22 protein-coding genes and 1 tRNA gene are annotated in these 19,731 nt (G+C 57.5%); 18 read left to right on the forward strand and 5 right to left on the reverse strand.

Going from position 1 to position 19,731, the window contains the following annotated elements:
* The first annotated feature begins 92 nt into the window (after positions 1-92).
* Complete coding sequence (locus ACEN8R_RS02460) at positions 93-347, forward strand: FAD assembly factor SdhE (protein ID WP_007941436.1); 255 nt, start codon at positions 93-95, stop codon at positions 345-347.
* Positions 331-783 (forward strand): protein YgfX, encoded by a 453-nt coding sequence (locus ACEN8R_RS02465; protein ID WP_064619733.1) that lies wholly within the window; start codon positions 331-333, stop codon positions 781-783. The genes ACEN8R_RS02460 and ACEN8R_RS02465 overlap by 17 nt, the downstream gene beginning before the upstream one ends.
* Here the strand turns inward: ACEN8R_RS02465 and nadB are convergent.
* Complete coding sequence (nadB, locus tag ACEN8R_RS02470) at positions 752-2,368, reverse strand: L-aspartate oxidase (protein ID WP_018926784.1); 1,617 nt, start codon at positions 2,366-2,368, stop codon at positions 752-754. The genes ACEN8R_RS02465 and nadB overlap by 32 nt on opposite strands.
* 557 nt (positions 2,369-2,925) lie before the next feature.
* On the opposite strand from nadB, the gene rpoE reads away from it, so the two are divergent.
* The 4 genes from rpoE (at position 2,926) to ACEN8R_RS02490 (ending at position 6,773) form a co-directional block, all read left to right on the forward strand.
* A complete protein-coding gene (rpoE, locus tag ACEN8R_RS02475; RefSeq protein ID WP_003172477.1) occupies positions 2,926-3,507 on the forward strand; it encodes an RNA polymerase sigma factor RpoE/AlgU in 582 nt (193 codons plus the stop codon).
* 30 nt (positions 3,508-3,537) lie between these two features.
* Positions 3,538-4,125 carry a sigma-E factor negative regulatory protein gene (locus ACEN8R_RS02480; RefSeq protein WP_086944833.1) on the forward strand — a complete coding sequence of 196 codons (588 nt, stop codon included), beginning with the start codon at positions 3,538-3,540 and terminating at the stop codon, positions 4,123-4,125.
* An 8-nt stretch (positions 4,126-4,133) separates the two neighbouring features.
* Positions 4,134-5,096, forward strand: a complete 963-nt coding sequence (locus tag ACEN8R_RS02485; RefSeq protein ID WP_064619726.1) for a MucB/RseB C-terminal domain-containing protein — start codon at positions 4,134-4,136, stop codon at positions 5,094-5,096.
* A gap of 246 nt (positions 5,097-5,342) precedes the next feature.
* Positions 5,343-6,773, forward strand: coding sequence for a DegQ family serine endoprotease (locus ACEN8R_RS02490; RefSeq protein ID WP_019647985.1), 1,431 nt, complete (start codon positions 5,343-5,345; stop codon positions 6,771-6,773).
* Positions 6,774-6,848: 75 nt separating this feature from the next.
* On the opposite strand, the gene ACEN8R_RS02495 is transcribed toward ACEN8R_RS02490, so the two are convergent.
* Entirely contained in the window at positions 6,849-8,282 is a 1,434-nt protein-coding gene (locus tag ACEN8R_RS02495) for a M48 family metalloprotease (RefSeq protein WP_018926780.1), read from the reverse strand.
* A 97-nt stretch (positions 8,283-8,379) separates the two neighbouring features.
* Between ACEN8R_RS02495 and ACEN8R_RS02500 the strand changes: the two genes are divergently transcribed.
* Complete coding sequence (locus ACEN8R_RS02500; RefSeq protein ID WP_007941445.1) at positions 8,380-8,619, forward strand: sulfurtransferase TusA family protein; 240 nt, start codon at positions 8,380-8,382, stop codon at positions 8,617-8,619.
* A 31-nt stretch (positions 8,620-8,650) separates the two neighbouring features.
* Positions 8,651-9,721: an AI-2E family transporter gene (locus ACEN8R_RS02505; protein WP_018926779.1), complete on the forward strand. Its 1,071-nt coding sequence runs from the start codon at positions 8,651-8,653 to the stop codon at positions 9,719-9,721.
* A gap of 108 nt (positions 9,722-9,829) precedes the next feature.
* Here ACEN8R_RS02505 and ACEN8R_RS02510 read toward each other — a convergent pair whose 3' ends face one another.
* The gene (locus ACEN8R_RS02510) at positions 9,830-10,303 is read right to left on the reverse strand and encodes a peroxiredoxin (protein ID WP_018926778.1); all 474 of its coding nucleotides are present in this window, start codon (positions 10,301-10,303) and stop codon (positions 9,830-9,832) included.
* Positions 10,304-10,313: 10 nt separating this feature from the next.
* Positions 10,314-10,874: a glycine cleavage system transcriptional repressor gene (locus ACEN8R_RS02515; RefSeq protein WP_007898662.1), complete on the reverse strand. Its 561-nt coding sequence runs from the start codon at positions 10,872-10,874 to the stop codon at positions 10,314-10,316.
* A 327-nt stretch (positions 10,875-11,201) separates the two neighbouring features.
* On the opposite strand from ACEN8R_RS02515, the gene dapA reads away from it, so the two are divergent.
* The 6 genes from dapA to ACEN8R_RS02545 all read left to right on the forward strand — a co-directional run bounded on the left by dapA (position 11,202) and on the right by ACEN8R_RS02545 (position 15,678).
* Positions 11,202-12,080 carry a 4-hydroxy-tetrahydrodipicolinate synthase gene (gene dapA, locus ACEN8R_RS02520; RefSeq protein ID WP_007941448.1) on the forward strand — a complete coding sequence of 293 codons (879 nt, stop codon included), beginning with the start codon at positions 11,202-11,204 and terminating at the stop codon, positions 12,078-12,080.
* Between the two features lie 17 nt (positions 12,081-12,097).
* Complete coding sequence (gene bamC / locus ACEN8R_RS02525; protein ID WP_018926776.1) at positions 12,098-13,213, forward strand: NlpB/DapX family lipoprotein; 1,116 nt, start codon at positions 12,098-12,100, stop codon at positions 13,211-13,213.
* A 4-nt stretch (positions 13,214-13,217) separates the two neighbouring features.
* Positions 13,218-13,976 (forward strand): MBL fold metallo-hydrolase, encoded by a 759-nt coding sequence (locus tag ACEN8R_RS02530; RefSeq protein WP_007941451.1) that lies wholly within the window; start codon positions 13,218-13,220, stop codon positions 13,974-13,976.
* Between the two features lie 28 nt (positions 13,977-14,004).
* Positions 14,005-14,718: a phosphoribosylaminoimidazolesuccinocarboxamide synthase gene (gene purC / locus ACEN8R_RS02535; protein WP_018926775.1), complete on the forward strand. Its 714-nt coding sequence runs from the start codon at positions 14,005-14,007 to the stop codon at positions 14,716-14,718.
* 84 nt (positions 14,719-14,802) lie between these two features.
* Positions 14,803-14,892: transfer RNA gene (locus ACEN8R_RS02540), tRNA-Ser, on the forward strand.
* Between the two features lie 504 nt (positions 14,893-15,396).
* A complete protein-coding gene (locus ACEN8R_RS02545) occupies positions 15,397-15,678 on the forward strand; it encodes a hypothetical protein (protein ID WP_237229566.1) in 282 nt (93 codons plus the stop codon).
* A gap of 510 nt (positions 15,679-16,188) precedes the next feature.
* Here ACEN8R_RS02545 and ACEN8R_RS02550 read toward each other — a convergent pair.
* Positions 16,189-16,611 (reverse strand): NUDIX hydrolase, encoded by a 423-nt coding sequence (locus ACEN8R_RS02550; protein ID WP_064619717.1) that lies wholly within the window; start codon positions 16,609-16,611, stop codon positions 16,189-16,191.
* Positions 16,612-16,816: 205 nt separating this feature from the next.
* Between ACEN8R_RS02550 and ACEN8R_RS02555 the strand changes: the two genes are divergently transcribed.
* The 4 genes from ACEN8R_RS02555 (at position 16,817) to ACEN8R_RS02570 (ending at position 19,731) form a co-directional block, all read left to right on the forward strand.
* A complete protein-coding gene (locus tag ACEN8R_RS02555; RefSeq protein WP_064619715.1) occupies positions 16,817-17,314 on the forward strand; it encodes a hypothetical protein in 498 nt (165 codons plus the stop codon).
* Positions 17,315-18,028: 714 nt separating this feature from the next.
* Positions 18,029-18,220, forward strand: a complete 192-nt coding sequence (locus ACEN8R_RS02560; RefSeq protein ID WP_018926774.1) for a YegP family protein — start codon at positions 18,029-18,031, stop codon at positions 18,218-18,220.
* Positions 18,221-18,389: 169 nt separating this feature from the next.
* Entirely contained in the window at positions 18,390-19,316 is a 927-nt protein-coding gene (locus ACEN8R_RS02565; protein ID WP_018926773.1) for a LysR substrate-binding domain-containing protein, read from the forward strand.
* Between the two features lie 52 nt (positions 19,317-19,368).
* Complete coding sequence (locus ACEN8R_RS02570; RefSeq protein WP_258612575.1) at positions 19,369-19,731, forward strand: 5-carboxymethyl-2-hydroxymuconate Delta-isomerase; 363 nt, start codon at positions 19,369-19,371, stop codon at positions 19,729-19,731.

Raw genomic sequence — 19,731 nt, forward strand, 5'->3', positions numbered from 1 at the left:
GGTAGTTCACAAAGGATCGTCAGTGCCGACCAAAGCCGACTGTTCGGCTCGCCTCGGGGCTGTATACTTGCGGCCTATTTGAGGAGCGCTCCATGGTCGATAACGTTGAACTGAACCGCCTCTTTTGGCACAGCCGTCGCGGCATGCTGGAACTTGACGTGCTTCTGGTGCCGTTCGTGAAAGAGGTTTACGCGAATCTGAACGAGGTAGATCGCGCGCTGTATGTCCGCCTGCTGGAGTGCGAGGATCAGGACATGTTCGGCTGGTTCATGGAACGCGCCGAATCGGAAGATCCGGAGCTGCAGCGCATGGTTCGCATGATCCTGGATCGTGTCCAGCCCAAGTAACGCGTTCGAATGCCGCTGGCATGCCTCACGGCAGTTGCTGGCGGCCTATCTTCTCGCCCAGCTGTTCGCGTTGGGTTCGCTGTTTCTTCTCTCGATACCGCTCTGGGCCAACCTGCTCGGCGTAGCGTTGTGCGTGGCTCACAGCATGTGGGTATTGCCGCGACAGATTCTGCTGACACACCCACAGGCTTTTCGCGGCTTGCGTCGCGATGCCGATGGCTGGCAGTTGTGGAGTCAGGCGCAAGGTTGGCAACCCGTACAGCTACGGCCGGACAGCCTGGCGCTGCCGTTGGTTGTGGTGCTGCGCTTTCGCCTGCGGGGCGAGCGAGGTGTCAGGGCGATATGCGTGCCGCGGGATTCGCAGGCGGCGGATGTGCACCGACGCCTGCGGGTTCGGCTCAAGTTCAGTCGGCGTAGGTGGGCGGCACCAGAATAGTGTCCAGGGCGACCGGCAGCAGGTTCGGGTAGTCGAGGGTGTAATGCAGGCCGCGACTTTCCTTGCGTTCCATGGCCGACCGGATCATCAGGTCTGCTACCTGAGCCAGGTTCCTCAGCTCGATCAGGTCTCGGCTCACTTTATAGTTGCTGTAGAACTCGTCGATTTCGTCCAGCAATAACTGCACTCGGTGCTGGGCGCGTTGCAGGCGCTTGTTGGTGCGCACGATGCCCACATAGTCCCACATGAATCGCCGCAGTTCGTCCCAGTTGTGCGCGATGATCACGTCTTCGTCGGAGTCGGTGACCTGGCTGGCATCCCAGACGGGCAGGGCGGTCGGAATCGACACCTCTGGCAACTGCTCAAGAATGTCCGTCGCCGCCGAACGGGCATAAACGAAACATTCCAGCAGCGAGTTGCTGGCCATGCGGTTGGCGCCATGCAGGCCGGTGAAGCTGGTTTCACCAATCGCATACAGGCCCGGCACGTCGGTGCGGCCCCGCTGATCGACCATCACGCCGCCGCAGGTGTAGTGCGCCGCCGGCACCACCGGAATCGGTTGTTTGGTGATGTCGATCGAGAATTCCAGGCAGCGTTCATAGACCGTCGGGAAGTGCGTCTTGATGAAGTCTTCAGGCTTGTGGCTGATGTCCAGGTAAACGCAGTCGATACCCAGGCGCTTCATCTCATGGTCGATGGCGCGGGCGACGATGTCCCGTGGTGCCAGTTCGGCCCGTGGATCGAAGCGCTGCATGAAGCGTTCGCCGTTAGGCAGCTTCAAGTGTCCGCCTTCGCCGCGCAGGGCTTCGGTGATCAGGAAACTCTTGGCTTGCGGGTGATAAAGGCAGGTCGGGTGGAACTGGTTGAACTCCAGGTTCGCCACCCGGCAGCCCGAACGCCAGGCCATGGCGATGCCATCACCGCAGGCGCCATCAGGGTTGCTGGTATAGAGGTAGACCTTCGCCGCGCCGCCCGACGCAAGGATCACGAAGCGCGCACCGTAAGTGTCGACTTCACCCGTGCTGCGGTTGAGGACGTAGGCACCGAGGCAGCGGTCGCCTTCAAGGCCCAGGCGCTTTTCGGTGATCAGATCGATTGCGACCCGCTGTTCCAGCAGCTCGATGTTGGGCCGCTGTATGGCCTGGTCGAGCAGGGTTCTGAAGATCGCCGCACCTGTCGCATCGGCGGCGTGGATGATGCGTCGATGGCTGTGACCGCCTTCGCGGGTCAGGTGAAACTCGAAACCGCCGTCTTCGGTGCCGGACTGTTCGTCACGGGTAAAGGGTACGCCTTGGTCGATCAGCCATTGAATCGCTTCTCTGCTGTGCTCGACGGTAAAGCGCACGGCGTCTTCATGGCACAGGCCACCCCCGGCGTTGAGGGTATCGTCGACGTGGGACTCGACAGTATCGGTGTCATCCAGGACGGCGGCGACACCGCCCTGGGCCCAGAAGGTCGAGCCATTGGCGAGGTCGCCTTTACTCAATACGGCGATGCGCAAATGACCGGGCAAGGTCAGCGCAAGACTCAAGCCGGCAGCACCGCTGCCAATTACCAGAACATCGTGTTGAAACTGTTGGCTCATTTCAGGATTCCGCTCAAAGCGACCCGGGTCGGGGGTGGCGCAAGACAGCTGGATCGGCGAGTCAGGACAGCCACACAGCCCACTAGTATATAGAGGGGGGGAGCGGCACAATAGCCGGGCCCACATGGCATTGTGAAACTACTGTGACGGAAAAGACTGGACTCTTCGTCGGAAGTTTTTTTGACTGTGTTGGCGACAAGGCGACTGTATCGTGGATTTAACAGTCTTTTTCGTTTCACGGTTGCACAATGTTGGTTTCAGGCGGCTATAAATATGGAACTTTTGCCAAAGGCTCAAGATCAATAGACGGTTGCCTGGAACAAGGGACAGTGTCGGTTTCGGTGCGGGACTTGCGGTTAGGTCCCTGCTGACGAATCCGATGACAAGATTATTCGCGCAGCCTGGGTTTCCCGCGCTGCGCTTTTCGTGCGTGCCAAATCAGAGCCCGCAGGAAACTTGCTTGGAGGGGGAGAACTTTTGCGAAAAGCCCGAGTCTATGTTTGCAAGTCTGGTCGTTCAGTAATGCAAGCCTCCTTCGAGCTTATCGAGGAGTGTTCATGCTAACCCAGGAAGAGGATCAGCAGCTGGTCGAGCGCGTTCAACGCGGCGACAAGCGAGCTTTCGATCTGCTAGTGCTGAAATACCAGCACAAAATTCTCGGGTTGATCGTGCGTTTCGTGCACGACACCCATGAAGCCCAGGATGTCGCACAGGAAGCCTTTATCAAGGCATACCGTGCACTTGGTAATTTTCGCGGAGATAGCGCGTTTTATACGTGGCTTTACCGTATCGCCATCAACACGGCGAAAAACTATCTGGTTTCACGCGGCCGTCGGCCGCCGGATAGCGATGTCAGTTCCGAGGATGCAGAGTTCTACGATGGCGATCATGGCCTCAAGGATCTCGAGTCGCCAGAACGTGCATTGCTGCGGGATGAGATCGAAGGCACCGTCCATCGAACCATTCAGCAACTGCCAGAAGATTTGCGTACGGCTTTAACTTTACGTGAATTCGATGGTCTGAGTTACGAGGACATTGCCAGCGTCATGCAGTGTCCGGTGGGTACCGTGCGCTCCCGGATCTTCCGCGCCCGGGAGGCCATCGATAAAGCCCTGCAGCCGTTGTTGCAGGAAAACTGAGACAGCGGCGACAGCCAAGAGAGGAACGCCATGAGTCGTGAAGCCCTGCAGGAATCGCTGTCCGCAGTGATGGATAACGAAGCGGACGAACTGGAATTGCGTCGGGTGTTGAATGCCTTCGACGATGTTGAAACCCGCGAAACCTGGGCTCGTTACCAGATCGCTCGGGCAGTCATGCACAAGGACCTGCTGCTCCCTCGTCTGGACATCGCTGCGGCAGTTTCTGCTGCGCTGGCTGACGAAGCCGTACCGGCAAAAACCTCTCGTGGTCCATGGCGCAGCCTGGGTCGTCTGGCAGTCGCTGCTTCGGTGACCATTGCCGTGCTGGCAGGTGTACGTCTGTACAACCAGGACGAGATCGCAGGTGTCGAACTGGCTCAGCATTCTAATCAGCCAAGTCTGACCACTCCTCAGGTCAAGGGTCCCGCTGTATTGGCAGGCTACAATGAGAGTTCGGACGCCACTGGCCCTATGGCCAACGGTGTATTGCAAGGTCAGCCAGGCTGGCACGATCAGCGTCTGCCAGGTTACTTGCGCCAACATGCTCAACAGGCTGCACTGAAAGGTACTGAGAGCGCTCTGCCTTACGCTCGTGCAGCAAGCCTGGAAAACCGTTAAGGAGGATCATGCGCGCCATACCTCTACTTACGCTTCTGCTCAGTGGCTGGTTTATTGTTCCAGCCCATGCCGATGAAGCCCAGGACTGGCTGAAGCGTCTGGGACAGGCGGAGCAAACGCAGAGCTTTCACGGTACTTTCGTCTACGAGCGTAACGGTAGTTTTTCTACCCATAACATCTGGCATCGCGTCCAGGATGGCAAAGTCCAAGAGCGTTTACTTCAGCTCGACGGTTCGGCCCAGGAAGTCGTGCGCATTGATGGGCATACTCAATGCGTCAGCGGCACCCTGATGGCAGGGCTGGGGGACTCACCCAACTCCGCTGCTCGTGCACTCGATCCACAAAAGCTAAAGAATTGGTATGACCTTGCCGTCATCGGCAAGTCGCGCGTGGCCGGGCGTTCGGCGGTGATCGTCTCGTTGACACCTCGCGATCAGCACCGCTATGGTTTTGAACTGCATCTGGACAAGGAAACAGGCTTGCCGTTGAAGTCATTGTTGCTCAATGACAAAGGGCAACTGCTGGAACGGTTCCAGTTCACCCGGCTGGATACTGCCGAGGTGCCTTCCGACAGCGATTTGCAGGCAGGTTCCGAGTGCAAGCCCATTAACCTGGACAGTGACAAGGCGTCCGCCGTCAAGACTGCGCAGGTCTGGCATTCTGACTGGTTGCCGCCAGGTTTCGAACTGACCAGCAGTAACTCTCACAAGGATCCGGATACCAAAGTCCAGGTCAACAGTCTGATGTTCGACGACGGTCTGGCCCGATTCTCGGTGTTCCTTGAGCCATTGAATGGGGCAACAGTCACCGACACCCGTACCCAGCTGGGGCCAACAGTCGCTGTGTCCCGTCGCTTGACCACTCCGCAAGGCGAAATAATGGTGACCGTGGTCGGTGAAATACCGATTGGTACCGCCGAACGGATTGCGCTGTCCATGCGCAACGATGCCGCGGCTACCAACAAGCAGTGAGCTGATCAGTCATGCTCATCAATCGGGGCTGTAGGGTGCGGGAGGTTGGCAATGGCTACCCCGTCGTTGAGGCCTCGAAATGTTTTGCCGAGCATTTTCATTTGCAAATATCCCGAAAATTTTTTATAGGTCAGAGCCCCTCGGCTCTGGCCTTGTTTGTTGTTCCCGGAACAAAAATACCGGCGTATCGTTTCCGGTGTTCCTTGCTCCATATCGCTTAACCATGCTCGTCGTAACGGGAGCCGTATGTCGATACCACGCTTGAAGTCTTATCTCTCCATTTTTGCCACCGTGTTGGTGCTCGGTCAGGCGGTCACTGCGCAAGCGGCCGACTTGCCTGACTTCACGCAACTGGTCGAGCAGGCCTCGCCCGCGGTGGTGAATATCAGTACTACCCAGAAGTTGCCAGAACGCAAAGTGTCCAGCGAGCAAATGCCTGATCTTGAAGGCTTGCCGCCGATGCTGCGCGAGTTCTTTGAACGTGGTATGCCGCAGCAGCCACGCTCACCTCGTGGCGATCGCCAGCGCGAAGCGCAGTCCCTGGGATCGGGTTTCATCATTTCGCCTGACGGCTACATCCTGACAAACAACCATGTGATCGCCGATGCCGACGAGATTCTCGTGCGCCTCGCCGATCGCAGTGAGTTGAAAGCCAAGCTGATCGGTACCGATCCGCGTTCCGACGTCGCCTTGCTGAAAATCGAAGGCAAGAACCTGCCGGTTCTGAAGCTCGGCAAATCGCAGGACCTGAAGGCCGGTCAGTGGGTCGTGGCCATCGGCTCGCCGTTCGGCTTTGATCACACAGTGACCCAAGGCATCGTCAGTGCCATTGGTCGCAGCCTGCCGAACGAAAACTATGTTCCGTTCATCCAGACCGACGTGCCGATCAACCCGGGTAACTCCGGTGGTCCGCTGTTCAACCTGGCCGGTGAAGTGGTCGGCATCAACTCGCAGATCTACACCCGTTCCGGCGGCTTCATGGGCGTGTCGTTCGCGATCCCTATCGATGTGGCGATGGACGTTTCCAATCAGCTGAAAAGCGGCGGTAAAGTCAGCCGTGGCTGGTTGGGTGTGGTGATCCAGGAAGTGAGCAAAGATCTGGCCGAGTCGTTCGGTCTTGAGAAACCGGCCGGTGCGCTGGTGGCTCAGATCCAGGATGACGGTCCGGCTGCCAAGGGTGGCCTGCAAGTGGGCGACGTGATCCTGAGCATGAACGGTCAACCGATCGTCATGTCCGCCGATCTGCCGCACTTGGTGGGTGCGCTGAAGGCCGGCTCGAAAGCCAATCTTGAGGTGATCCGCGAAGGCAAACGCAAGAATGTCGAGCTGACCGTCGGCGCTATCCCTGAAGAAGGCAAAGAGCTGGACGCCCAGCCTAAATCTGGCGCGGAGCGCAGCAGCAATCGCCTGGGTGTTTCCGTGGCCGAATTGACCGATGAGCAGAAGAAAGCCTACGACCTTAAAGGTGGTGTGGTAATCAAGGACGTGCAGGACGGTCCTGCTGCCCTGATCGGCTTGCAGCCTGGTGATGTGATCACTCACCTGAACAACCAGGCGATCGGCTCCACCAAGGAGTTCACCGAGATCGCCAAGGCGTTGCCGAAGAACCGCTCGGTGTCGATGCGGGTTCTGCGCCAGGGTCGCGCCAGCTTCATCACCTTCAAACTGGCTGAATAAACCGGTTGTCGGCTTAATAAAAAACCGCCTCGAAAGAGGCGGTTTTTTTGTACCTGAATTTTGACCTCGAAGCGGTCAGCCCATCATGTCCTTGACCATGCGTTCCTGCTCCATCAGCTCGCGTTGCCGTGCGTCGATCCGCGATGACAGCGGGAAGTTGCTGCCCGCCTTGCGTTTGGCGAAGTCCAGTTGCTGGATCGCCTGGCGATAATCGCCGATCAGTGCGAAGTACTCTGCACGAGCTTGATGCAGGCCGATGATGTTGCCCGACAGGCCGCGAGTCTCGGCCACCAGGTACCAGACGTCCGGATCTTCGGGGCGGGTCTTGAGCAGGTTCTCCAGCGCTTTTTCCGCATCGGCTGCTCGATTCTGCTTGAGCAGCAGATCGACACGCACCTGATTCAGTGGGTAGTTGCCCGGATACTGAGTCAGCATCCGGTCAACCCGTGACTGAGCATCGGGCAGACGATTATTGGTGATGTCCAGATCGACCTGCGCCAGGTTGTAGATGATCTCGTTCGGCGACTTGGTCAGCAGCTGCTTGAGGTTCTCGCGAGCTTCATTCAGCTGGCCGCCCTTGATCTGGGCGATTGCCAGGCCATAGCGCGCGACGTCGTTTTTCGGGTTTTCATCGAGTTGGGCGCGGAAGCGCTTGGCACCCAAGCCTGGGGTTTCTTCATAGATCAGCTGCACGCGTGCACGAATCAGCTGATAACGCATGCTGTCTTCGATACCGCCCGGTTTGGCCTGTTCGGCACGGTTGCGGGTGTCGGCGATACGCGATTCGGTCACCGGGTGAGTCAGCAGGAATTCCGGCGGCTTGGCATCGTAGCGGTACTGGCGCATCAGCCGTTCGAACATGGTCGGCATCGAGCGCGGATCGTAACCGGCCTTCTCCAGATTCATGATGCCGATACGGTCGGCTTCCTGTTCGTTCTGGCGCGAGAACCGTCGTTGTTCCTGCATCGCCGCCGCCTGGGTGCCGGCAATGGTTGCGATCCCGGCATCGCCTGCGCCGGCAGCGGCAATCACGATCCCGGCCAGCAATGCAGCCATCATAGGAACTTGCATGCGTTGCGAGGCTTCGACACCACGGGCGAAGTGACGCTGCGACAAGTGGGCCAGTTCGTGGGCCAGGACCGAGGCATATTCGCCTTCGGTCTGGGCGTTGAGGAACAAGCCCCCGTTGACGCCGACGATCCCACCCGGTGCGGCGAAAGCGTTGAGCTGTGGGCTGTTGATCAGGATGAACTCCAGGCGCCGGTCATTGACCTGGCTGGTCTCCACAAGCCGGTAGACGCTGGATTCGACGTAATCCTTGAGTTGCGGATCGTTGAGTTGCGACACCTGGCTGCGCAGCATCGCCAGCCACGCACGGCCCAGTTGGTATTCCTGTTGCGGCGAGACGATGGCAGAACTGGCGTCACCGAGTGACGGCAAGTCGTCGGCGAAGCCCGGTGAGGCGAGCAGGCAAGCGAGCGTCAGCAGGGTAGGGCGCAAAAAAGTCATGCACAAAGCCTTAGTCGACAAAGACGTTACTGTAGCCGGACACTACGCTTGGGACCAGATATTCTAAGCGACTCAACCCCTGCCCCGGAGTGATTCGATGACTGACGCTGTAACCCACGACGCCGAGCTGGACGCCAGCGGTCTGAATTGTCCGCTGCCGTTGCTCAAGGCCAAGATGGAACTCAACCGACTGGCCAGCGGGGCGGTGCTCAAGGTGATTGCCACCGATGCGGGCTCTCAGCGCGATTTTCGCACCTTTGCCCGATTGGCCGGTCATACGCTGCTTCGTGAAGAAGATGAGGCGGGCGTTTACCGCTATTGGTTGAAAAAAGCCTGAAACCTGCGGCGTTCGTTCCTAAGGATTATTGATGTTCAAAGTGTTACGCGACTGGATTCAGCGCTATTTCTCGGATGAAGAGGCCGTGGTGCTGGCGGTGCTGCTGTTTCTGGCATTTACCGCCGTACTCACCCTGGGTGGAATGCTTGCGCCAGTGCTGGCCGGGATGGTGCTGGCGTATCTGATGCAGGGGTTGGTGGTGATCCTCGAGCGCCTGCGTCTGCCGGGGGCCGCGGCGGTGGGGCTGGTCTTCGCGTTGTTCATGGGGGGGCTGCTGGTATTCATCCTCGTCGTGGTGCCATTGCTTTGGCATCAGTTGATCACGCTGTTCAACGAATTGCCCGGCATGCTCGCCAAGTGGCAATCACTGCTATTGCTGCTGCCCGAGCGTTATCCGCATCTGGTGTCGGATGAGCAAGTGCTACAGGCAATCGAAGTGGCGCGGGGCGAGATCGGCAAATTCGGCCAGTGGGCGCTGACGTTCTCGTTGTCGAGCTTGCCGCTGCTGGTGAACATCATGATCTACCTGGTGCTAGTGCCGATCCTGGTGTTCTTCTTCCTCAAGGACCGGGAGATGATCGGCCAGTGGGTGCGTGGTTACCTGCCGCGGGAGCGAGCGCTGATCACTCGAGTCGCCCAGGAAATGAACCGGCAGATTGCCAATTACATTCGTGGCAAGGTCATCGAAATCTTCATTTGTGGGGGCGTGACCTACATCGCTTTCGTGGCGCTGGGGCTCAACTATGCGGCGCTGCTGGCGTTGTTGGTGGGTGTGTCGGTAGTGGTGCCCTATGTCGGGGCGGTGGTGGTGACCGTGCCGGTGCTGCTGATTGCGCTGTTCCAATGGGGGTGGAGCGATCAGTTCATCTATTTGATGGCGGTCTACGGGATCATCCAGACGCTGGACGGTAACGTGCTGGTGCCGCTGCTGTTCTCGGAGGCGGTCAACCTGCACCCGGTGGCGATCATCTGCGCGGTGCTGCTGTTTGGCGGGTTGTGGGGCTTTTGGGGCGTGTTCTTTGCGATTCCCCTGGCGACGTTGTTCAAAGCCGTGCTGGATGCCTGGCCGCGCAAGGAGCCGGAGGTGTCGCCGCTGCTTTGATCGTCGATTTGAGGGCCTCTTTGCGGGCAAGCCCGCTCCCACAGGGTTCATACCATCCCTATGGGAGCGGGCTTGCCCGCGAAGGCGTCCGAATAGACGCCCAAAAAATCAGGCCTTGTTCAGCGCCTGAGCAGCCGCCAAAACCGCATCCACATGCCCCGGCACCTTCACGCCGCGCCATTCCTGACGCAGCACGCCATCCTTGTCGATCAGGAACGTGCTGCGATCAACACCCATATATTCCTTGCCGTAGAGCTTTTTAAGCTTGATCACGTCGAACAGCTGACAGATGGCTTCGTCCTTGTCGCTGATCAGCTCGAAGGGGAACTCCTGCTTGCACTTGAAGTTTTCGTGAGACTTCAGGCTGTCGCGAGATAGGCCGAACACCTCGGTGTTGGCCGCCTTGAACGCCGCGTACTGGTCGCGAAAACCCTGGCCTTCGGTGGTGCAGCCCGGCGTGCTGTCCTTCGGGTAGAAGTAAATCACCACTTGCTTGCCTTTGAGGGCCGCGAGGCTGACGGTCTGCCCGCTGGTGGCGGGTGCTTCGAAGTCGGCAACCGGTTGGTCGATGGCTACGGCCATGAAAGCTTCCTTACATTGGGTTTTGTGGGCGCCACGGTTCAATCAGTGCGTCCAGGTTCATGGCGTCGGCGAAATCCAGGAACTGGTCGCGCAGCCAGCTGATCTGGGTGCCGGCCGGCAAGGTCACGGTAAACGTGGCGTTGAGCATGGTGCCGCCGGTCTGCGGAGCCTGATAGGTGTCGCAGGTCAGATTCTCCAGCTCGACGTTGTGGTCCATGAAGAACTGGCACAGCTCGTTGATGATGTCCGGGCGGTAGGCCGAGCTGACGTAGGCGACGTACGGCAGGGCCTGGGGGCGGTTCTCCAGGGCTGCGCTGCGCACCACGTTGACAGTGAAAGCGTGTCGTTTGGCCAGTACTGGCAGACTGCCTTCGAGGCGCGCCAGGGCGTCCCAGCTGCCGGAGATCTCAAGGATCAGCGCGCTGCATTCGCCATGACGCGTCAGGCGAGAGGTGACCACGGCGCAGCGGTTTTCATGGCTGGCGCGGCACAGGACGTTAGTCAGCTCCATGGGGTTGGCGCCGAGGGCACTGATGACAAGGAATTGTTCGCGAACTGTGGGGGTGGACATGCAGCATTCCTAAAGCGATGAGCGGTCGATACTGTTTATGGGCTTTTTTGCCGGGACGAGCCTGCGGATGCGAATTCACAAACCCCCAGCCGAAGGTTGCAACGTGCTCCAGTATGGCAAGAGCGAGGGGTGGCAACGCTGGATCGGGGCTTGTGATGCCGAAAATGGAGGCTGGAAACCGGCGTACGAGCTTATCAGTACCGATCAAAGTCTGAAGGGTAGCGAAAAGCAGCGCCAAGGGGAATGGCGGCAGCGCAGTACTTCGCTTGTACAAGCATCTTGGCGCCAGTACCATTACCGCTCTCTTTTTCCGGCAGGAGCGGTTGCATGATTGCGGGCAGTATGGTGGCACTGGTCACACCCATGGATGCACAGGGTCGTCTCGACTGGGACAGCCTGAGCAAACTGGTGGACTTCCACCTGCAAGAGGGCACCAACGCCATCGTGGCGGTCGGCACTACGGGTGAGTCGGCCACGCTTGACGTGAACGAGCACATCGAAGTGATTCGTCGCGTGGTTGCCCAGGTTGCAGGGCGTATTCCGGTGATCGCCGGTACGGGCGCCAATTCGACGCGTGAAGCGATCGAACTGACGACCAACGCGAAGAACGCTGGCGCCGATGCGTGCCTGCTGGTAACCCCTTATTACAACAAGCCGACGCAAGAAGGCCTGTACCTGCACTTCCGCGCCATCGCCGAAGCGGTCGATATCCCGCAGATTCTTTACAATGTGCCGGGTCGTACCGCGTGCGACATGCAGGCCGAGACGGTAATCCGCCTGTCGACCGTGAAGAACATCATCGGCATCAAGGAAGCCACGGGCGACCTGCAGCGCGCCAAGGACATCCTGGCCGGCGTGAGCAGCGACTTCCTGGTCTATTCCGGCGACGATGCGACCGCGGTCGAGCTGATGCTGCTCGGTGGCAAGGGCAACATTTCGGTGACCGCCAACGTTGCGCCGCGCGCCATGAGCGAGCTGTGCGCCGCTGCGATGGCCGGTGATGCCGTCAAAGCCCGGGCGATCCACGAAAAGCTGATGCCACTCAATAAAACCCTGTTTATCGAATCCAACCCTATCCCCGTGAAATGGGCGCTGCATGAAATGGGCCTGATGCCGGACGGTATCCGTCTGCCGCTCACCTGGCTCAGTGCTGCCTGTCACGAACCGCTGCGGCAGGCCATGCGCCAGTCCGGCGTCCTGGTTTAATTGAGGAAGTACTACGCATGAAGCGAATGGCCGGACTTTCCGCACTTGCCTTGATTATCTCCAGCACCAGTGGCTGCGGATGGATCTGGGGCCCGGAAGGTTACTTCCGTGACCGTGGTAGCGATTACCTGGAAGCGCAACAGACTGCACCGATGCAACTGCCACCGAACGTCAGCACCTCCAAGCGTCTGGATCCACTGTTGCCGATCCCGCGCAATGTGGCCGACGATACCGCCAAGGGCGAATATGTCGTGCCTCGTCCGCAGCCGCTGTCGGCGGCGGCTGATATCAGCGCCTACTCGTTGCAGAAGAGCGGCGATTCGCGTTGGATCATGGCGCAGAACCCACCGGCCGAAGTCTGGCCAGTGGCCGTGCAGTTCTTCCAGGACAACGGTTTCCGTCTGGACGAACAGCGCCCGCAAACCGGTGAGTTCACTACCACTTGGCAGCATTCCGACGAACTGTCCGCAGCCATGGCCAAGCGCCTGAGCGCGGCCGGTGTCGGCGCCGACAGCGAAACCCGCGTACGGGTGCGTATCGAGCCAGGCGTGCAGCGCAACACCAGTGAAGTCTATGTGGTCAGCGCCGAGCGTCCTGCCGGCAGCACCGCCAACGTCGACTTCACCAATCGTTCGGTCAATACCGGCCTGGACGCAGCATTGGTCGACGACATGCTCGCGAGCATGAGCCGTACTTCGGAGAAGGGCGGTTCGGTCTCCATGCTGGCCTCGCGTGATTTCGATACGCCAAGCCGTGTCAGCCTGACCGAGGATGGCAGTGGCAACCCGGTGCTCAACGTCGGTACCGACCTGGATCGTGCCTGGTCGAGCGTCGGTCGTGCGCTGGAACAGGGCGAATGGCGTGTTGAGGACATCAACCGCAGCCTGGGCCTGTACTACATCAACCTCGCCGAAAAGGCCGAGAAGAAGGATGAGCAGCCAGGTTTCTTCGGCAGCCTGTTCGGCAGCAAGCCGAACAAGGAAGAAGTTGAAGCCCGTGCCGAGCGTTATCAGGTTCGCCTGAGCAAGGTCGGCGAGAACGTACAAGTTACCGTCGAGAAAAACATCAACACCGTGGCGCCAGCAGACGTGGCGCGCAAAGTGTTGACCGTGATTCAGGACAACCTGGGCTGATCGCATGCGTTTTGCCGTTCTCGGCAGCGGTAGCCAAGGGAACGGCACGCTGGTAGCCAGCGATGACACGTATGTGCTGGTGGATTGTGGTTTCTCCTTGCGGGAAACCGAAAAACGCCTGCTGCGCCTTGGGGTAAACCCTGCGCAGTTGAGCGCGATACTTGTGACCCACGAACATGCCGATCACGTGCATGGCGTGGGTTTGCTGTCTCGGCGTTACAATCTGCCTGTCTACCTCAGTCGCGGGACCTTGCGCGGGATGCGCAAACCGATTGAACCCGCAGGCCTTCTGGCTGGCGGCGAGCAACTGCAAATCGGCCCTCTGAGCATCGGCGTCATTGCCGTGGCCCATGATGCACAGGAGCCGACGCAGTATGTTTTCAGCGATGGTCAGCGGCGTTTCGGCCTGCTGACCGACCTGGGCTCGTACTGCAACAAGGTGCTGGACGGCTATCGGGACCTCGATGCGTTGATGATCGAGGCCAACCATTGCCGTGACATGCTGGCTCGCGGTCACTACCCGTACTTTCTCAAGCAGCGGGTGGGCGGTGAATTGGGACATTTGAACAACCATCAGGCGGCATTCCTGGTGGCCGAGTTGGGCTGGCAAGGCCTGCAACACCTGGTCCTGGCCCATCTGAGCAGCAAGAACAACCTGCCGCAGCTGGCCCGGCAATGTTTTGTCGACACCCTCGGGTGCGACCCGGACTGGCTGCAACTGGCCGATCAAGATTCAGGGCTCGACTGGCGACACATCGCCTAGCCCACCTACTTAGCAAGCGGAGCCCATCATGGAAAAACGTGAAGAACTCTACCGCGGCAAAGCCAAATCGGTTTACAAGACCGACGACGCTGACCGCTTGATCCTGCTGTTTCGCAACGACACCTCGGCGTTCGACGGCAAGCGTATCGAGCAGCTCGACCGCAAAGGCATGGTGAACAACAAGTTCAACGCTTTCATCATGCAGAAACTCGAAGCAGCCGGCGTGCCGACTCAATTCGACAAACTGCTGGGTGACAACGAATGCCTGGTGAAAAAACTCGACATGATTCCGGTCGAGTGCGTCGTGCGTAACTACGCCGCCGGCAGCCTGGTCAAGCGCCTGGGTGTTGAAGAGGGTATGAAGCTCAACCCTTACACCTTCGAACTGTTCCTGAAGGACGACGCCAAGGGCGACCCGTTCATCAACGAATCCCACGTAGTGGCATTCGGTTGGGGCACCGCCGAGCAACTGGTTCGCATGAAAGAACTGTCGCTCAAGGTCAACGAAGTACTGAGCAAACTGTTCGACGACGCCGGCCTGCTGCTGGTCGACTTCAAACTCGAATTTGGCGTGTTCTCCGACGGCTCCATCGTTCTGGGCGACGAATTCAGCCCGGACGGCTGCCGTCTGTGGGACAAGGCCACCAAGAAGAAAATGGACAAGGACCGCTTCCGTCAGGGCCTCGGTGACGTCATCGAAGCCTACGAAGAAGTCGCCAACCGTCTAGGCGTACCGCTTTAATCGACGCAAGCATCTGATAGCACGGAAAAAAATCGCTAAAGGGGGTTCGCTTCCGGCGATTGTGCTGTTATGATGCGCGCCGTTGGAGAGATGCCAGAGTGGCCGAATGGGACGGATTCGAAATCCGTTGTACCTTCACCGGTACCTAGGGTTCGAATCCCTATCTCTCCGCCATACATAGAAAAGCCCCGTAGATGAAAATCTACGGGGCTTTTTCGTTTCTGGTTTTTTGGTTTAGGGCATTTTTAGGGCAAGAGCGAAGGTTGGTTGGCTCGGTTACATCGCCGATAAAATAGAAGGCCCAAACATGATCCTAAACGGGTCAGCATCAGAGGATTGGGCGCATTTAAGATCGCATAAGCTAGTTGTGGATTACGGGTGGTTTGCCCGTCTCATAAGCAGCCGGAAGACTTTTCGGCTCTCTCTAAGCGCTCACCGCACATTTCATGGATCGCGCGTTTAAGTGCCCTTCTGCTCGCTTGGGGAGGAGGGCTCCGCATCCATACGTCGTGCGATGACATCAAACAAGTCGCAGTCATCACGCAGCGGAATGAAGCAGTGCGAAGTCGCCGCGAGCGACGTGATACTCCGGGCATTCCACCAATCCCAGCAACTCGCTAGAGAAAGTGAGCTACAGTTTGTGTAACCACGAAGTGGCGCTTTCAATTGGAGAGAATCATGCTCGCAAGCATTACCGATGGAGTCTCACCAATGAGAGCATTCATCGCGCTGGTAATGCTGTTGTTGGGCAGCGCGATGGCTTACGCAGCCACATTCGATGGCTATCAATGCCAGGGTGACTGCTCAGGGCATCAGGCTGGGTATAACTGGGCAGAGCAGAATGATATTGATGACGAGAACTCATGCAGCACGCCTTCTCAGTCATTCAACGAAGGTTGTCAGTCGTACGTTGAAGACGGCAGCGGAGTGGCCTCATCGGATGACGACGAAGAGGAATGAGTGACTTGATGACAGCATCGTTGAGCTCTCATTGATCTGAAACGGGAGGTTGTATGAGAAAGGCATTGTTTTTGGCGGCTGTGGTGGCGGCAGTAGCGCTTTCAGGGGATGCTTATGCTCGTGGTAGCAGTTACGGCGGGCATTCTTCGTACAAGTCTAGTTATTCTTACGGAAGTCGTTCTGATCATACCATCAGTGGGTATACGCGAAGTAACGGAACGTATGTCGGACCTTCCCACGCTACAAATCCAGATACCACTAGGAATAATAACTACAGTACGAAAGGGAATGTGAACCCGTACACTGGAAAATACGGCACCAAACCTCGTGATAGTAAGTAGTTGGGCGAGATGGACTCTTGACTATGAGCGCGTCAGGTGACGGCTAACAGCTAAGCTGCTAGCGTAGAGGTGGTGACGCGCCTTAATGATTATGCCGACGCAGCAGGCTAGTGAGATTACCGAACTGCTGCTGCATAAATGGGCGTGCCGTACAGGTGGCAATTGAGTGTCAATTCTCCATTGGCGCTTTAGCGAGACTAAGTCTTATAAATCCCAACGCATCTTTGTAAATCTGATGCCACGCTTCTGAGGGCTCACTCATTAATGGATGCCAAAAAAAAATGAACTCATGTCCTCCATCATCTTCAGTATGATGAACCCAGGTATCAGGCAGGTCTTGCGCAACATGACACTCATGGAATGCCCACATGTGTCCTGTTATATGCGAGCGCAACGTACCCAAATCTCGTATCACCTTGCCTTGAATCCCGGCTTCTTCGACCAGCTCTCGTGCAGAGGCCACTTCAGTTGACTCTCCGGATTCCACGCTACCTTTGACCAATTGCAGACCTGCCAGCGGATGCTCAAAAGCCAAAATTTCTAGCGTTTCACTTCTCCGTAGCACTACCGGGCAGGCTTTATCTACCGTCATGCCATCTTCTCCTTGGCTTGTAATTTCAGCTGTTGATCAGTTGGAAAGCCTAGGTGATATCAGCTAACAAGAAAACCCAATTGATATGTGGACATCGTTAAGGTGCATTAGCCATCCGCTTTTGAGCCTAGGGTGAACGAGTGATGTGATGGCAAGGTGCCCAGAGAGCAGCTAAGATCAGCCAATCTTTCCTAAGGATATCGACATGAAAGCAGGGATAGCGGCAACGGTTGTACTTATCGGTATTGCCATTTCATCTACTGCCAGCGCTCAATGGGATACAACCATTCAGGACGACATCTTCTCAGGCGACAAGAAAGCAATGCTTCTCGGCAACATCAGTCCGAGCCAAGCGGTTGCATTCGACTGCGATTCGGATGGCCTCTCCCTCGCACTCTTGCAAGAAGAAAAATGGGCTGATGGGCGGACCAGCTCAGAGTGGAAACTTCTCATCAAAGTAGACAAGGGTGAGATCCATCGCTTCACAGTAGAGAGCGCGAAACGCAATAACCAATACACCCAGTACGTCACTCGTGAGAAAGAGGAAATCCTCAAGGTTTTAGCTGATCTTCGTGAGGCGAAGTCAGTGATCCAACTTGGGCTCCAGTCGGAAGAGTTTGACTCTAAATGGTCTGGGACCGTGTCCGTAGGTGGATCTACACGAGAAACGGATAAATTCACACAAGCATGCAAATTGAAGTGAATGGACAACAGCGGCTGTGCGATCCGAGACCGCTTTTCACAACACCAAGAAAACTATCATGAAGGCGGGTATAGCGGCAGCAGTTGCACTGATTGGGACTCTATTAAGTAGTGGTGCCATGGAGTCAGACGGGAACCGGTTACTGCTAGCCTGTAAAGCCGGGATCAAAAGTGGCAATGGGTGGCGAGACCTAAATAGGTAGACGTCAGTCATTCTGCTTCTGATCATTTCTTGGCCAGCGCCAATTTTTTCGATGTACTTCAATTGCGTTCGGTTTTCGGGCTGAGAAAATAAATCTTGCTGTTTTTTGGGTGGTGCTAAAGCACGGCGTTTGTTGGAGGGGGATGTCGTTTAGGTGAGTCTCCATCTCTCCGCCATACATAGAAAGCCCCGTAGATGAAAATCTACGGGGTTTTTTCGTTTACGCAGTTTTTTCCGTCGGGCTATTTTCGCATTCGTCCTGCTTTCCCCCGAGTTTTTGGTGTCGGAAAAATCAGCACAACAGCGTAAGAAAGATATGTCCGTCCACAGGAAAAGTAACTCCACCAAGTCGTTCTGATTACCGTCCCCCGTATTCATTGATCGTTTCGGCAATCAAGGTTTTTCCTTCGAAATATCCCCTGACATTGAAAGACGTTGCCGCAAAAATTCCTCATCTACTCTGGTTTCGCAGGTCTCTGATCTGTCGTAATCAGCCATCGCAAGGAGCGATCAATGTACTTTGAGATTTACAGGCAAACCCGTGGCACCTCACAGACCGGCAAGGGCCAATGGCGCTGGCGTTTGCGAGCGGGGAATCATGAAACGATTGCCAGTGGGGAGGCTTACGTCAACAAGTCTGATTGCGTACATGCCATCGATTTGATCAAAGGGACTCAAGAGCAGACACCGGTCAAGGAGATATAGGTTCCAGGCGGTGAAGCTGCTCAATCAGAGCAGCTTCGTTTCAGTCGGGCGCTCCTGAGTGGTGAGTGCCCCCGGATTTTATGGATCGGGTCGTTTGCCAACCTGCATAGACGCCGATCGCGACACCTCCCTAAACTGTCATCCAGTCTTGGGGACCGGGGTGCAACGGATGAATCGCAACGAACTACGCAAGGCCGACATCAACCTGATGGTGGTGTTCGAGACATTGATGCTCGAACGCAACGTCACGCGGGTGGCGGAGAAGCTGTTCCTCGGTCAGCCGACCATCAGTGCGGCGCTGAACCGCTTGCGGACGATGTTCAACGATCCGCTGTTCATTCGGGTCGGCCATCGCATGGAGCCGACAGCGCGGGCCGAGGAGATTATTCAGCACCTGTCGCCGGCACTGGATTCGCTGTCGGTGGCCTTGAGCCTGACCCACGATTTCGATCCGCTCAGCAGCACCATGACGTTTCGCATCGGTCTGTCGGACGATGTCGAGTTCGGTCTGTTACCGCCACTGCTGCGTTCTTTGCGCCAGGAAGCGCCGAAGGTGGTGTTCGTGGTCCAGCATGTCGACTACTGGCGCATTCCCGACTTGCTGGCGTCTGGCGATATCACCGTTGGTATCAGCCAGACCCGCGGCCTGCCGGCCAACGCCAAACGCAAGTTGTTGCGACATATCCAGCCCAGTATCTTGCGTGCAGATGCGTCGGACACGCCGTTGACCCTCGATGAATATTGCGCGCGGCCGCACGTGCTGGTGTCCCACACCGCCAATGTCAGTGGTTACGCCGATGAATGGCTGGCGGAGATTGGCCGAACACGCCACGTCGTGCTGTCCGTTCCGCAATACAGCTCATTGCCGGCGTTGCTCGCCGGCACCGATCTGATCGCCAGCCTGCCTGACTACACGGCGGAGGCGATGGCTGCGTCAGGCCAACTGTTCAAGGAGCCGTTTCCGTTCAAGACGCCGACCCTGGACCTGTCCATGGTCTGGCTCAGCCATGTCGACAGCGACCCGGCTGAACGCTGGCTGCGCTCGCGCCTGGAGGCGTTCATGAGTGAACGTCCGATCCTTCCGCTGACAGAGTGAGCAGGGCGGTGTTATATCTACGACCTTTCTGCCAATCCTCAGGAACCCCGTCATGCCCCACCTGCACATGGAATACACCGCCAACCTGTCCGAACTGAATGCCGATGTGGCATTGATGCGACTCAACAACGCGCTGGTCGCTTCGGGGCAGTTTGAAGAGTTCGACATCAAGGCCCGTGCGGTGAAGGTCGAGACTTTCAGGGTGGGTACCGCACCGGGCGAGCGGGCGTTCATGCATGTAAAGCTGTCGTTATTGAGCGGTCGCTCGCCGCAGATCAAGAAGCAGTTGTCCGAAAGCCTGCTGGCCGTGGTGCAGGATGTGTGCGAATGGCCGGTCGGGGTTGAGGTTCAACTCTGTGTGGAAATCATCGACATCGATCGAGAGTCCTACACCAAGACTGCCATCGGCCTCTGA

The organism is Pseudomonas sp. Pseusp15, from assembly GCF_059492165.1.